The organism is Streptomyces sp. NPDC057963, from assembly GCF_042887155.1.
Classification (GTDB): domain Bacteria; phylum Actinomycetota; class Actinomycetes; order Streptomycetales; family Streptomycetaceae; genus Streptomyces.
Window position 1 is genome coordinate 520,043 of sequence record NZ_JBHVPX010000002.1, and the last position, 13,352, is coordinate 533,394.

13 protein-coding genes are annotated in these 13,352 nt (G+C 69.7%); 8 read left to right on the forward strand and 5 right to left on the reverse strand.

Going from position 1 to position 13,352, the window contains the following annotated elements; all coding sequences use genetic code 11:
• Positions 1–59 precede the first annotated feature (59 nt).
• Positions 60–908: a sugar transferase gene (locus tag ACFVT1_RS06125; RefSeq protein ID WP_389792971.1), complete on the reverse strand. Its 849-nt coding sequence runs from the start codon at positions 906–908 to the stop codon at positions 60–62.
• 311 nt (positions 909–1,219) lie between these two features.
• Between ACFVT1_RS06125 and dnaK the strand changes: the two genes are divergently transcribed.
• The 4 genes from dnaK to ACFVT1_RS06145 all read left to right on the forward strand — a co-directional run bounded on the left by dnaK (position 1,220) and on the right by ACFVT1_RS06145 (position 5,452).
• Entirely contained in the window at positions 1,220–3,073 is a 1,854-nt protein-coding gene (dnaK, locus tag ACFVT1_RS06130; RefSeq protein WP_389792973.1) for a molecular chaperone DnaK, read from the forward strand.
• Positions 3,070–3,720, forward strand: a complete 651-nt coding sequence (gene grpE / locus ACFVT1_RS06135; RefSeq protein WP_362193092.1) for a nucleotide exchange factor GrpE — start codon at positions 3,070–3,072, stop codon at positions 3,718–3,720. Before dnaK ends, grpE begins: the two co-directional genes overlap by 4 nt.
• Before the next feature lie 93 nt (positions 3,721–3,813).
• Positions 3,814–5,004 (forward strand): molecular chaperone DnaJ, encoded by a 1,191-nt coding sequence (gene dnaJ, locus ACFVT1_RS06140; RefSeq protein ID WP_389792975.1) that lies wholly within the window; start codon positions 3,814–3,816, stop codon positions 5,002–5,004.
• 1 nt (position 5,005) lies between these two features.
• A complete protein-coding gene (locus ACFVT1_RS06145; protein ID WP_389792978.1) occupies positions 5,006–5,452 on the forward strand; it encodes a heat shock protein transcriptional repressor HspR in 447 nt (148 codons plus the stop codon).
• A 276-nt stretch (positions 5,453–5,728) separates the two neighbouring features.
• On the opposite strand, the gene ACFVT1_RS06150 is transcribed toward ACFVT1_RS06145, so the two are convergent.
• From ACFVT1_RS06150 to ACFVT1_RS06160, 3 genes are all read right to left on the reverse strand, one after another.
• Positions 5,729–6,925 (reverse strand): JmjC domain-containing protein, encoded by a 1,197-nt coding sequence (locus ACFVT1_RS06150; RefSeq protein ID WP_389792980.1) that lies wholly within the window; start codon positions 6,923–6,925, stop codon positions 5,729–5,731.
• Between the two features lie 91 nt (positions 6,926–7,016).
• The gene (locus ACFVT1_RS06155; RefSeq protein ID WP_389792982.1) at positions 7,017–7,190 is read right to left on the reverse strand and encodes a hypothetical protein; all 174 of its coding nucleotides are present in this window, start codon (positions 7,188–7,190) and stop codon (positions 7,017–7,019) included.
• A gap of 128 nt (positions 7,191–7,318) precedes the next feature.
• On the reverse strand, positions 7,319–8,344 hold the full coding sequence (locus tag ACFVT1_RS06160) for a helix-turn-helix transcriptional regulator (protein ID WP_389792984.1): 1,026 nt from the start codon (positions 8,342–8,344) through the stop codon (positions 7,319–7,321).
• An 83-nt stretch (positions 8,345–8,427) separates the two neighbouring features.
• Here ACFVT1_RS06160 and ACFVT1_RS06165 point away from each other — a divergent pair, with 83 nt between their 5' ends.
• Complete coding sequence (locus tag ACFVT1_RS06165; RefSeq protein ID WP_389792986.1) at positions 8,428–8,811, forward strand: 5'-nucleotidase; 384 nt, start codon at positions 8,428–8,430, stop codon at positions 8,809–8,811.
• Complete coding sequence (locus ACFVT1_RS06170; RefSeq protein ID WP_389792988.1) at positions 8,808–9,128, forward strand: (2Fe-2S)-binding protein; 321 nt, start codon at positions 8,808–8,810, stop codon at positions 9,126–9,128. Before ACFVT1_RS06165 ends, ACFVT1_RS06170 begins: the two co-directional genes overlap by 4 nt.
• A gap of 185 nt (positions 9,129–9,313) precedes the next feature.
• Here ACFVT1_RS06170 and ACFVT1_RS06175 read toward each other — a convergent pair whose 3' ends face one another.
• Positions 9,314–9,718, reverse strand: a complete 405-nt coding sequence (locus ACFVT1_RS06175) for a pyridoxamine 5'-phosphate oxidase family protein (RefSeq protein WP_389792989.1) — start codon at positions 9,716–9,718, stop codon at positions 9,314–9,316.
• 269 nt (positions 9,719–9,987) lie between these two features.
• Here ACFVT1_RS06175 and clpB point away from each other — a divergent pair, with 269 nt between their 5' ends.
• On the forward strand, positions 9,988–12,573 hold the full coding sequence (gene clpB, locus ACFVT1_RS06180) for an ATP-dependent chaperone ClpB (protein WP_389792991.1): 2,586 nt from the start codon (positions 9,988–9,990) through the stop codon (positions 12,571–12,573).
• Between the two features lie 161 nt (positions 12,574–12,734).
• Complete coding sequence (locus tag ACFVT1_RS06185) at positions 12,735–13,295, forward strand: YbjN domain-containing protein (RefSeq protein ID WP_389792993.1); 561 nt, start codon at positions 12,735–12,737, stop codon at positions 13,293–13,295.
• The last annotated feature ends 57 nt before the right edge of the window (positions 13,296–13,352 follow it).

Consider the following 13,352-nt stretch of genomic DNA (forward strand, 5'->3'; position numbering starts at 1 on the left):
AAGCGAATACTGGCAATTACTAAGCAGTAACTTAATCAGTCTGTGCTGACACTATCCACTTATTCCGCCGCGCTGTAGCCGCACCGGCGGTGATCTGTGTCGCTCAGGTGTGCCTTGCCGTGCCGGGTGAGTCCGCGGACCGCCCGGCGCAGCGGAGTGTGTGCGGCGCGCACCAGGATGGCCAGGTCGAGTCCCACCCAGTGGTGCTCGGCGTAGTGCTGGTCGAGCAGGGCGGGTTCGTCCCACGGCATTCCGGAGCGGGAGCGAACCTGTGCCAGGCCGGTGAGGCCCGGCTTCAGGTCCTGCCGCCAGTGTCTCGCGCCGGGGGGCGCGGCGGATGCGGGGGTCCCCGCGGTCCGTGTCCGGTGGTCGTCCGGTGCCAGGGGCTCCGGCCCGACCAGCGAGAGGTCTCCCCGTACGACGTGCGGCAGCCGGGAGAGCAGATCCAGCCGCAGCCGCCGGGTGCGCAGCGAGCGCAGCACGAAGGGGCGGCCGCCCAGGCCTACCCGGGGCGACCGGGTCAGTACGCCGCCCGGGAGCCGCCGCGCCGCGAGGGCGAGGGCGCCCGCGGCGAGCAGGGGGGCGGCCAGGGCCAGCAGGATCGAGCCGAGGGCCAGATCCAGTACGCGCTTGGCCGACGGCCTCTCCCGTCGCCGCGCCCACTGCCATGTGCACCGCCATGTCCGCTGCCCTGCCCGGCGTGCCCCTTGCCGGGCCTGTTGCCGGGTCCACTGCCAGGTTGACGGCCAGGTCGACGGCCACTGCGGCGTCCGCCGCCGCCGCCGTTGCCGCTGCCGCGCCCATCGCCGCGCGGGCCGCCACTGCTGCCGCGGCGCCCACCGCCCCTGCCTCCTCCCTTGTCCCCGCCGCCCCGGTTGCTGTGCCTGCCTCTGTCTCTGCCTCTGCATCGTTCGCACCTGCCTGGGGTCGAGCGGATCGAGCGGATGGAGCGGATCGAGCCGGGTTGGACGGGGTTGAGCGGGCCGGCTGTCGGTTTTGCGTGACTCGCTGCAGTTTGTGACAGAACGATCCCATGACGCGATGATGGGTGGGGGCTGCGCGGCCCGCAGGGCGGGCGGGTGTCGTTCGTGATCTCGCGCTCCGCGCGAGGTGCGTGCACGATAGTTGAGTCGACCCGACTCAAGTCTGTTGACACTGGGGCGGGTGTCGTGCATCCTTGAGTCAGTTGCACTCAAGTAGTCAAGCTGGAGGAATTGAAATGGCACGTGCGGTCGGCATCGACCTGGGCACGACTAACTCCGTCGTCAGCGTTCTCGAAGGCGGCGAGCCCACCGTCATCACCAACGCAGAGGGCGCCAGGACCACGCCGTCCGTCGTCGCCTTCGCGAAGAACGGCGAGGTGCTGGTCGGCGAGGTCGCCAAGCGCCAGGCAGTGACCAACGTCGACAGGACCATCCGCTCCGTCAAGCGCCACATGGGCACTGACTGGAAGATCGACCTGGACGGCAAGAGCTTCAACCCGCAGCAGATGAGCGCCTTCATCCTGCAGAAGCTGAAGCGGGACGCCGAGTCGTACCTGGGCGAGAAGGTGACCGACGCGGTCATCACCGTCCCCGCGTACTTCAACGACTCCGAGCGTCAGGCGACGAAGGAGGCCGGCGAGATCGCGGGCCTGAACGTCCTGCGTATCGTCAACGAGCCGACGGCCGCCGCGCTGGCGTACGGGCTCGACAAGGACGACCAGACGATCCTCGTCTTCGACCTCGGCGGCGGCACCTTCGACGTGTCGCTGCTGGAGATCGGCGACGGCGTCGTCGAGGTGAAGGCCACCAACGGTGACAACCACCTCGGTGGTGACGACTGGGACCAGCGCGTCGTCGACTACCTGGTGAAGCAGTTCGCCAACGGGCACGGTGTGGACCTGTCCAAGGACAAGATGGCTCTCCAGCGTCTGCGCGAGGCCGCGGAGAAGGCGAAGATCGAGCTCTCGTCCTCGACCGAGACCACGATCAACCTGCCCTACATCACGGCGTCCGCCGAGGGCCCGCTGCACCTGGACGAGAAGCTCACGCGCTCGCAGTTCCAGCAGCTCACCGCTGATCTCCTGGACCGCTGCAAGAGCCCGTTCCACAACGTCATCAAGGACGCGGGCATCCAGCTCTCCGAGATCGACCACGTCGTTCTCGTCGGTGGCTCCACCCGTATGCCGGCCGTCGCCGAGCTCGTCAAGGAGCTGACCGGTGGCCAGGAGGCCAACAAGGGTGTGAACCCGGACGAGGTCGTCGCCATCGGTGCCTCGCTCCAGGCCGGTGTCCTCAAGGGCGAGGTCAAGGACGTCCTGCTGCTCGACGTCACCCCGCTGTCCCTCGGTATCGAGACCAAGGGCGGCATCATGACGAAGCTCATCGAGCGCAACACCACGATCCCGACCAAGCGCTCCGAGATCTTCACGACGGCCGAGGACAACCAGCCGTCCGTGCAGATCCAGGTCTACCAGGGCGAGCGCGAGATCGCGGCGTACAACAAGAAGCTCGGCATGTTCGAGCTGACCGGCCTGCCGCCGGCCCCGCGCGGTGTCCCGCAGATCGAGGTCGCCTTCGACATCGACGCGAACGGCATCATGCACGTCGCCGCCAAGGACCTCGGCACCGGCAAGGAGCAGAAGATGACCGTCACCGGCGGCTCCTCGCTGCCGAAGGACGAGGTCAACCGGATGCGTGAGGAGGCCGAGCAGTACGCGGAGGAGGACCACCGCCGCCGCGAGGCCGCCGAGGCCCGTAACCAGGGCGAGCAGCTCGTCTACCAGACGGAGAAGTTCCTCAAGGACAACGAGGACAAGGTCCCCGGTGACGTGAAGACGGAGGTGGAGACCGCGCTCACCGAGCTGAAGGAGAAGCTCAAGGGCGAGGACACCGCCGAGATCCGTACCGCCACCGAGAAGGTCGCGGCCGTCTCCCAGAAGCTGGGCCAGGCGATGTACGCCAACGCCCAGGCCGACGGCGGCCCGCAGGGCGACCCGCAGCCGGGCGCCCAGCAGGCCAAGGCCGACGACGACGTCGTCGACGCCGAGATCGTGGACGACGAGAAGCCCGCGAAGGGCGGTGCGGTGTGACCGAGGAGACTCCGGGCTTCGAGGAGAAGCCCGACGTCCCCTCCGGCGCCACCCCCGACGGAGCCGAGCCGAAGGACGCCCCTTCCTCTCCGGAGGAGGAGGCGTCCCCGGCCGGGGACGCAGCACAGACAGTCGGTCTGACGGCCCAGCTGGACCAGGTCCGCACCGCGCTCAATGAGCGCACGGGCGACCTCCAGCGGCTCCAGGCCGAGTACCAGAACTACCGCCGCCGCGTCGAGCGGGACCGGGCCACGGTCAAGGAGATCGCAGTCGCGGGTCTCCTGTCCGAGCTCCTGCCCGTACTCGACGACGTCGGCCGGGCCCGGGAACACGGCGAGCTCGTGGGCGGGTTCAAGTCGGTGGCCGAATCACTGGAGACGGTCGTCGCCAAGCTGGGCCTGCAGCAGTTCGGCAAGGAGGGCGAGCCCTTCGACCCGACGATTCACGAAGCCCTGATGCACTCGTACGCGCCGGATGTCACCGAGACGACCTGCGTGGCGATCCTGCAGCCGGGGTATCGGATCGGCGAGCGCACCATCCGCCCCGCGCGGGTGGCGGTGGCCGAACCCCAGCCGGGTGCGACACCGGCCGCGGCCAAGGAAGAGAAGGCAACCGACGAGGAGAGCGGTGGCACCGAGGAGGTCTGACATCCCGTCTGACCACCTCGCGGCCCACCGCCCGGCCATGCGACCGGCCAACGGGCCCGCCGCATGGCCGATCGTCCGGAAGGAGGGACGTCGATGAGCACGAAGGACTTCGTCGAGAAGGACTACTACAAGGTCCTCGGCGTCCCCAAGGACGCCACCGACGCCGAGATCAAGAAGGCGTACCGGAAGCTCGCCCGCGAGTTCCACCCGGACGCCAACAAGGGCGACGACAAGGCGGAGGAGCGCTTCAAGGAGATCTCCGAGGCGAATGACGTCCTCGGCGACACCAAGAAGCGCAAGGAGTACGACGAGGCGCGCGCCCTCTTCGGGAACGGCGGCTTCCGGGCCGGCCCCGGCGGCGCCGGAGGCAACTTCAACTTCGACCTGGGCGACCTCTTCGGAGGCACCCAGGGCGGGGGCGCGGGCGGCGGACCCGGCGGTTTCGGCGGCAGCGGGGGCGGCCTGGGCGATGTCTTCGGCGGCCTGTTCAACCGGGGCGGTACGGGGACGCGGGTGCAGCCGCGCCGCGGCCAGGACATCGAGTCCGAGGTGACGCTCAGCTTCACCGAGGCGGTCGAGGGGGCCACGGTCCCGTTGCGGATGTCCAGCCAGGCGCCCTGCAAGGCGTGCTCCGGCACCGGTGACAAGAACGGCACCCCCAGGGTCTGCCCGACCTGTCTCGGCACCGGCCAGGTGTCGCGCGGCACCGGCGGCGGCTTCTCGCTCACCGATCCCTGCGTGGACTGCAAGGGCCGGGGCCTCATCGCCCAGGACCCCTGCGATGTCTGCAAGGGCAGCGGACGGGCGAAGTCCTCCCGGACCATGCAGGTCAGGATTCCGGCGGGTGTCTCGGACAGCCAGCGGATCCGGCTGCGCGGCAAGGGCGGTCCGGGCGAGCGAGGTGGACCGGCCGGCGATCTGTACGTCGTGGTCCATGTCGACGCCCACCCGGTGTTCGGCCGCAAGGGCGACAACCTCACGGTCACCGTGCCCGTCGACTTCACGGAGGCGGCGCTCGGCGGCGAGGTGAAGGTGCCCACGCTCGGCGGCCCGCCGGTCACCCTGAAACTGCCGGCCGGGACTCCCAACGGGCGCACGATGCGCGCCCGGGGCAAGGGCGCCGTACGCAAGGACGGCACCCGGGGCGACCTGCTGGTCACCGTCGAGGTGACGGTGCCCGGCGAGCTCACCACCGAGGCCAGGGAAGCACTGGAGGCCTACCGGAAGGCGACTGCGGGCCGTGACCCGCGGGCGGAGCTCTTCCAGGCAGCGAAGGGAGCTTGAGGTGGACGGCCGACGACGCAATCCGTACGAACTGACCGATGAATCGCCGGTGTACGTGATCTCGATCGCGGCCCAGCTCTCGGGCCTCCATCCGCAGACACTGCGCCAGTACGACCGCCTGGGCCTGGTCTCTCCCGACCGCACGGCCGGGCGCGGCAGACGCTACTCGGCCCGCGACATCGAGCTGCTGCGCACCGTGCAGCAGCTGTCGCAGGACGAGGGCATCAACCTCGCCGGCATCAAGCGCATCATCGAGCTGGAGAACCAGGTCGCGGCCCTCCAGCAGCGCATCGCCGAGCTCTCGTCGTCCCTCGACGGTGCGGCGGCGGCGATGCAGCAGCGCGAGGCCCAGGTGCACGCCTCGTACCGGCGCGATCTGGTGCCGTACCAGGATGTGCAGCAGACCAGCGCGTTGGTGGTCTGGCGGCCGAAGCGGCCGAAGGACTGAGCGGGTTCGCACCCCGCACGACGAGCGAGGCCCGTCACCCGTTCCTCACCGGGGTGGCGGGCCTCGCCCGTGGGCGCACGCCGTGTACGTCGTCCCGGACCGGGAACGCAGCATCCGTCCGTAGCGTGGCCTGCTGCTGCGACGGGGCCGGCTGCGGCTGGTGTGACGGGCCGGGAACGGCTGTGGGCCGGTGCGACGGACGGGGAACGGCTGTGGCGGGGACGGCCACCGGGTCGGTGGCCCCTGCTCCTTGTTCTTCCGGTGCGACCCGCCCGGTCAGGGGGCCGCGTCCGCCACGAGACCGGAGTACCCCGAGGACAGCTCGGGTGTGAGGGGTGCGCACCATTCGTGCTGCGTCAGGATCTCGGCCAGCGGGTACACCTCGTCCCCCACCGTGCCGGCCGCCCGGTCCAGATGCACCGGCCGCCCGCTCAACAGGAGACGCAGGGCAGGCAGGGCGCGGGCCTTGAACGTGAGCTTCTTCCCCGACGAGAGCACCTCGACCGTCCGGCCCAGATCACGGAACCGGGGACGGAACTCGCTGATGCAGACGACGGAGGCAAGGGGACCGAAGGTCTCCAGGAAGGGGACGTGCCGGGGCGGGGCGACGTCCTGCTCCCGCGTCACCAGAAAGTCTGCGGGAGTGCGGGACCCGACGAGCCGGACGGCCGCCCCGACGAGTTCCTGGTGCTGTTCCGAGCCCGCCGCGTTGTCCAGATCGCGACGGAAGAGCTCGTTCTCACGGGACCGGTCGGCGAGCCAGGACAGCCAGTCCGCCCCGGTCCGCGTGGTGAACCCGAGCGTCATGTGCAGGCTGTGCCCCGAGCCGCGACCGCTTCGGCCGGCCCGGTGCCAATGACCGCGCGGGATGTGCATGACGTCGCCGGGGTTCATGGTGCCGGCCCAGAGCGTTTCCTCGCTGGGGTCGTTGTTCCGGGCGGTGTCGCGGTGGAGCGGCGCGACGCGCGACGTGCCCCGTACCTCCCAGTCCTTCTCGCCCGAGAGCTGGACGGCGAGGACATCGTGGTCGTCCCAGTGCAGGCCGAAGCCGTCGGCGCCGTTCGTGGTGAGGTAGATGTTGACCGTGACCCGATCGCCCGACCACCACTGGATGGCCCGGCAGGCCACTTCGAGCGTGGGGTCGAAGACGTTCGCACGGTCCAGCACCATCGTCACCCCCTCGCGCAGGAGGTTCCCGAGGTGGCGCATGTTCACCAGGCCGGCCTGGCCCGCACCGCCCGTGTCCTGGCTCAGGTACGCGCCGGGGTGCAGTTCCCGGCCGTCCTGGAAGCAGCGAATCTGCGGACTTCCCAGCCGCCTGCGCATCGCCAGATCCAGAAGCCGGGCGGGAGTCAGCAGGCGCGTGACCAGACCCGGGTCGCCGAGGCTGCCCCGGGCGAACCCGGTGCCGAGATGACGTGGGCCGTCCCACCCCAGTGCCTCTTCGATACCGGCGACCAGTCTGTGGTCCACTGCCCCTCCTGATGCGGAAACCCTGGTGGCGCCGAGGGGCCGCGCGGCCTTGCGACGACGCGGCCCCGTTGCCGTCCTGCGGATCCGGTCCTCAGACGCGGTGCGGCGCGTCGGTCGCTACGTTCGGCCAGGCGATGTCCCAGGCGATGTCGCCTGCTGCGGCGCCGAGCGGGTCGGCACCGTCGGAGCGGTCGTGCACGCTCCCCAGCACCTCCACCGACACGAGGAGGTCATCGCTGCTGAGGGTGCTCTGGGTGGCGCTCATGTGTATCGCTCCGTCCGATCAGAGGTTCGATGCCGAGTGAACAGTGCCATCGAAGCACGTTCACCGGCGGTTGGGATCATCGGCAGAGTGAAAAATCCGATTCAACGGCGAATTCCCATGACTTGGCGTCAGAGTGCGTCGCGATCGGCGCCCTGGTCCAGGATTCCTGACTGTGCGATGAGGTAACCGAGTTGGGCGCGGCTGCCGCTGCCGAGCGCGGCGTTCAGTTTGGCGATGTGCGCCCGGCAGGTGCGTACGTTCATACCGAGGCGGCGGGCGATGGAGTCGTCGACGTTTCCTTCGACGAGGAGCTGGGCGATGGAGCGCTGTACTCCGCTGATGCCCTTGGGCGTCTGTTCGTATCTCCTCTCTTCGAGGAACGGTTCCGCGCGGGTCCACAGCTGCTCGAAGACCTTCACCAGGTACTCGACCAGCCCGGGGTGGCGCAGTTCCAGGGCGACTTGGCGGTCGTCCTGGGCCGGGATGAAGGCGACGGTCCGGTCGAAGATGATGAGGCGTTCGATGAGTTCTTCGAGCGTCCGGATCTCGACCTTGCCCTCGGGCAGACGCTCCGCGTAGGCAAGGGTTCCAGGGCTGTGCCGGGCCGTGTGCTGGTAGAGCGTGCGGATGCTGACACCGCGGTCCACCACCGAGAGGCCCCGTTCCAGGGCCTCGCTGAGGCGGTCCTCGCTCCGCCCGCCCCCGGGCTGGACGGTGAGGACTTCGGTGCGGCACTCGGCCGTGGCGAGATCGAGCGCCGCGTTGATCCGGTTGACCCCCTCCAGCACGGTGATGGCGTGGGTCGTCGGCGGGTCCTGGGCACTGATGTCCATGAACGGTTCGAAGGATTCGGCCAGTTCGACGGAGTGCCGCCGGCGTTCCTGGATCTCGCGCTCTATGGGGTGAAGGCGCTGGGCCAGGGCGGCGGACGGGGGGACCGGACGGAGCCAGTCGGAGTCGTCGGGGTCCGGGTGCAGGAGGGTGAAGTCCATCAGGCAGGGCGCCGAGTCCACTTCACTGCGGGCGATGCGTCCGGAGCGAAGTGCGCTGGCATAGAGGCGTTTTCCGGCGTCACAGAGCTCGGTGATCCCATGAGGATGCGCCTGTTTTGTATCTCTTGTGGTCATACCTCCACCCCCCAGGTTCCTGAACATGCAGGAACATGATGCATTGACTCGGTGGTGTTCGCCTGCCCAGGTAAGACATCGTCTTAGGTGCGGGGGAGAAGAATCCACAAGTGAGGACGAAGCTGACTATGTATAAGCGAGTGCTTCGCTCGGTGCTTGCCGCCTCGTTCGTCGCGGCTTTGGGCCTTGGAGCGGTGGGCGCCGGCGACATTGCCTGGAACGCCGAGGCGGCATCCGTGCCGGGTGACATCGCGTGGAGCGTTGAGGCGGCGCCCGCGTCGGGCGACATCGCCTGGGTCGCGCCGGCCTCCGCGTCGGGCGACATCGCCTGGGTCGCGCCGGCCTCCGCGTCGGACGACATCGCCTGGGTCGCGCCGGCCTCCGCGTCGGACGACATCGCCTGGGTCGCGCCGGGTGACATCGCGTGGAGCGTCGAGGCGGCGGCCGCGCCCGGTGACATCGCCTGGTCCGAGCCGACCCACCTGAGCGCATGACCATCCCGCCGGACGACCGAACCTTCCGGCGCGAGATGGCCACGGCCTACCGATCAGGCTGGCATTTCATCGATCTCGTCACGGCCATCCCCCGTTGTGGCGACTCGTTGATGGTCACTCTGTTCGGCGACCCCATCGTTGTCGCACGGGAAGAAGACGGCGAAGTACGTGCCTACCGTTGCCTCCGCAAGCCGCGGGGAGCACCGCAGCCCGTCCGCTGCGCGATTCGGTACGACATGATTTTCGTCAACCTCGACCGGCGGGACCACCAGCTGTTCGAGCCAGAGACTATTTCCGCCACCCCCCGCAGTGCCTGAGCGATCCCCCGTCGTTACATGTCGCTCAGTCACTCCCCCACACAACGGCGCCATCGTGACCTGAACACGATGGCGCCGTTGTGCTGCCCGGAGCGGAGTCCGCGGTTTCCCGCCCGCCCCGCCCGCCGCGCCCGCCGCGCCCGCCCCGCTCGGCCCGGTTCCTCTCACGCCCTGCCGGGTTCCCCTCACGCCCTGCCGAGCGCCCGGTCCAGGGCGATCTCGATGACGACGCGGTCCGGGTTGGGCCCCGGCGTGCGCGCGTAGCGTTCCTCGTAGCGGCGTACCGCGTCGGCGACCGCCTCCGCCTCCGCGCTCACCGTCGCGCGGCCCTCCAGGGTCGCCCAGCGGCGCCGGTCGACCTGGCAGACCGCGACCCGTGCGCCGTCCGGACCCGCGGCCAGGACGTTGGCGACCTTCCGGCTGTTCTTGCTGGCGATGACGCGGGCGAGCCCGGCCCCGGGGTCGTACGTCACGCCCACCGGCACCACGTGCGGTGTGCCGTCGGCGCGGGGGGTGGTCAGTGTGCACAGGTGGTGCTCGCGCCAGAACGCGAGGTACTCGGGGCTCGGATTCGTTACGTCGACTGCCATGGGGACAGCGTAGGCAGTGCGGACCCGCACATCATCCTGCGGTGGCGGAGGCCCTCTCCGGCCGGTTGACTCGGAATCCGACCCGGTCCTGGTCCCGGTCCTGGTCCTGGTCCCGGAATCCGACCCGGTCCCGGTCCTGGTCCTGGTCCCGGAATCGGACCCGGAAGAGAAGTGCCTGTGGGGTTGAGTGGAATAGACTCAACTTTGTACACGTTGACTCAGTCAGTGTTGTGGAGAGAGCCAGCCATCGCAAGGAGGAGAAAGCGCACGTGGACGCCGAGCTGACCAACAAGAGCCGGGATGCCATCAACGCGGCCACCAGCAGGGCCGTGAAGGACGGACACCCCGATCTGACCCCCGGGCACCTGCTGCTCGCGCTGCTCGCGGGCGAGGACAACGAGAACATCATCGACCTGCTCGCCGCCGTCGAGGCCGACCAGATCGCCGTACGCACCGAGACGGAGCGGCTCCTGGGCGCCGAGCCCAGCGTGACCGGGTCGACCGTCGCCCCTCCGCAGCCCAACCGCGAGCTGCTCGCCGTCATCGCGGATGCCGCGCAGCGCGCGAAGGAGCTGGGCGACGACTACCTCTCCACCGAACACCTGCTGATCGGCATCGCGGCCGAGGGCGGCCGCGCCGGTGAGATCCTGAGCGGTCAGGGGGCCAGTGCGAAGAGGCTGCTGGACGCATTCGAGAAGAGCAGGGGAGGGCGCCGGGTGACCACACCCGACCCGGAGGGCCAGTACAAGGCCCTGGAGAAGTTCGGTACGGACTTCACGGCCGCCGCGAGGGAAGGCAAGCTCGACCCGGTCATCGGACGCGACCAGGAGATCCGGCGCGTCGTCCAGGTGCTGTCGCGGCGTACGAAGAACAACCCCGTACTCATCGGTGAGCCCGGCGTCGGCAAGACCGCCGTGGTCGAGGGCCTCGCCCAGCGCATCGTCAAGGGCGACGTCCCCGAGTCCCTGCGGAACAAGCGCCTCGTCTCGCTCGACCTCGGCGCGATGGTCGCGGGCGCGAAGTACCGCGGCGAGTTCGAGGAGCGGCTGAAGACCGTCCTCTCCGAGATCAAGGAGAGCGACGGGCAGATCATCACCTTCATCGACGAGCTGCACACCGTCGTCGGCGCGGGCGCCGGCGGCGACTCCGCCATGGACGCCGGCAACATGCTCAAGCCGATGCTGGCCCGCGGCGAGCTCCGCATGGTCGGCGCGACCACGCTCGACGAGTACCGCGAGCGGATCGAGAAGGACGCCGCGCTGGAGCGCCGCTTCCAGCAGGTGCTGGTGGCGGAGCCGAGCGTCGAGGACACCATCGCGATCCTGCGCGGTCTCAAGGGCCGCTACGAGGCCCACCACAAGGTCTCCATCGCGGACTCCGCGCTGGTGGCGGCCGCGACCCTGTCCGACCGCTACATCACCTCGCGCTTCCTCCCCGACAAGGCCATCGACCTGGTCGACGAGTCGGCGTCCCGGCTGCGCATGGAGATCGACTCCTCGCCCGTCGAGATCGACGAGCTCCAGCGCGCCGTCGACCGCCTCCACATGGAGGAGCTGGCCCTCAGGAACGAGACCGACCCCGGCTCCAGGCAGCGCCTGGAGAAGCTCCGGCGCGACCTCGCCGACAAGGAGGAGGAGCTGCGCGGCCTGACCGCCCGCTGGGAGAAGGAGAAGCAGGGCCTCAACCGCGTCGGTGAGCTGAAGGAGCGCCTCGACGAACTGCACGGCCAGGCCGAACGCGCCCAGCGCGACGGCGACTTCGACACCGCCTCCAAGCTGCTGTACGGGGAGATCCCCGGCCTGGAGCGGGAGCTCGCGGAGGCGGCCGAGGCCGAGCAGGAGGCCGCCAAGGACACGATGGTGAAGGAGGAGGTCGGCCCGGACGACATCGCCGACGTCGTCGGCTCCTGGACCGGCATCCCGGCCGGACGCCTGCTGGAGGGCGAGACCCAGAAGCTGCTCCGCATGGAGGACGAGCTGGGCAAGCGCCTCATCGGGCAGACCGAGGCCGTGCGCGCGGTCTCGGACGCGGTACGCCGCACCCGCGCCGGCATCGCCGACCCCGACCGGCCCACCGGCTCGTTCCTCTTCCTCGGGCCGACCGGTGTCGGCAAGACGGAGCTCGCGAAGGCGCTCGCCGACTTCCTGTTCGACGACGAGCGGGCCATGGTCCGCATCGACATGAGCGAGTACAGCGAGAAGCACAGCGTGGCGAGGCTGGTCGGCGCCCCGCCCGGATACGTCGGCTACGAGGAGGGCGGCCAGCTCACGGAGGCGGTCCGCCGCCGCCCGTACAGCGTGGTCCTGCTGGACGAGGTCGAGAAGGCCCATCCCGAGGTCTTCGACATCCTGCTCCAGGTCCTGGACGACGGCCGGCTCACCGACGGACAGGGCCGGACGGTGGACTTCCGCAACACCATCCTGATCCTGACCTCCAACCTCGGCAGCCAGTTCCTGGTCGACCCGCTGACCAAGCCCGAGGTGAAGAAGGAGCAGGTCCTGGAGGTCGTACGGGCCTCGTTCAAGCCGGAGTTCCTCAACCGGCTCGACGACCTGGTGGTCTTCTCCGCGCTGTCCGGCGACGAGCTCGCGCACATCGCGAAGCTCCAGATCGACCGGCTCGCCGGACGCCTGGCCGAGCGCAGGCTCACCCTCGACATCACCCCGGACGCCCTGGCCTGGCTGGCCGAGGAGGGCAACGACCCGGCCTACGGAGCACGGCCGCTCCGCCGTCTCATCCAGACGGCGATCGGCGACCGGCTCGCGAAGGAGATCCTCGCGGGCGAGATCAAGGACGGGGACACCGTCCGGGTGGACCGGGCCGGGGACGGACTGCGCGTCGGCCCCGCGGCGTAATCACCCCGGCCCCGTGCCGCCGGCACCCCGTACAGGGTGCCGGCGGCACGGTCCGCACACCGGCCGCGTGTCAGCTTGTGGCGGATCGGGCCCGTCCGGGCTTGCCATCCCCCGCCCGCCATGGGAGAGGATGGCGGCAACCGCACGAAGGGAAAAACACGGTGAGCATCGATCCGTCCTCGATTCCTAATTTCGGGGGCCAGCCCGAACCGCAGGCCGCAGGACCGGAGGGCCCCGTCGTCCCTGACCAGGACCTCGTCAAGCAGCTCCTGGAACAGATGGAGCTGAAGTACGTCGTCGACGACGAGGGCGACCTCGCGGCGCCGTGGGAGGACTTCCGCACGTACTTCATGTTCCGCGGCGAGGACGAGCAGCAGGTCTTCTCGGTCCGTACGTTCTACGACCGCCCGCACGCCGCGGACCAGCGTCCGGTCCTTCTCGACGCGATCGACGACTGGAACCGCCGCACCCTGTGGCCCAAGGTCTACACGCACACCCACGAGCCCGAGGAGGGTTCCGAGGAGACCGAGGTCTCGGTCCGTCTGATCGGTGAGGCGCAGATGCTCATCGGTACGGGCGTCAGCCTGGAGCACTTCGTCTCGTCGACGGTCAGCTGGGTGCGCGCCTCGATCGAGTTCGACAAGTGGCTGCAGGAGCGTCTGGGCCTGGCGCCGGCCGAGGAGAAGCCGGACGGCGCGGAGCAGGCCGCTCCGGACGCCTGAGTCCCGCACGGAAGCGAGAGCCCGGTCCGGGCGGTGGTCCACGTGACCACCGCTCCG

Bases quoted from the DNA above. Each gene is read 5' to 3' on its own strand.
- ACFVT1_RS06175 (WP_389792989.1), bottom strand. From the start codon at position 9,718: ATGGCAGTCGACGTAACGAATCCGAGCCCCGAGTACCTCGCGTTCTGG.
- ACFVT1_RS06125 (WP_389792971.1), bottom strand. From the start codon at position 908: ATGCAGAGGCAGAGACAGAGGCAGGCACAGCAACCGGGGCGGCGGGGA.
- ACFVT1_RS06160 (WP_389792984.1), bottom strand. From the start codon at position 8,344: ATGTTCAGGAACCTGGGGGGTGGAGGTATGACCACAAGAGATACAAAA.
- dnaJ (WP_389792975.1), top strand. From the start codon at position 3,814: ATGAGCACGAAGGACTTCGTCGAGAAGGACTACTACAAGGTCCTCGGC.
- dnaK (WP_389792973.1), top strand. From the start codon at position 1,220: ATGGCACGTGCGGTCGGCATCGACCTGGGCACGACTAACTCCGTCGTC.
- ACFVT1_RS06170 (WP_389792988.1), top strand. From the start codon at position 8,808: ATGACCATCCCGCCGGACGACCGAACCTTCCGGCGCGAGATGGCCACG.
- ACFVT1_RS06155 (WP_389792982.1), bottom strand. From the start codon at position 7,190: ATGAGCGCCACCCAGAGCACCCTCAGCAGCGATGACCTCCTCGTGTCG.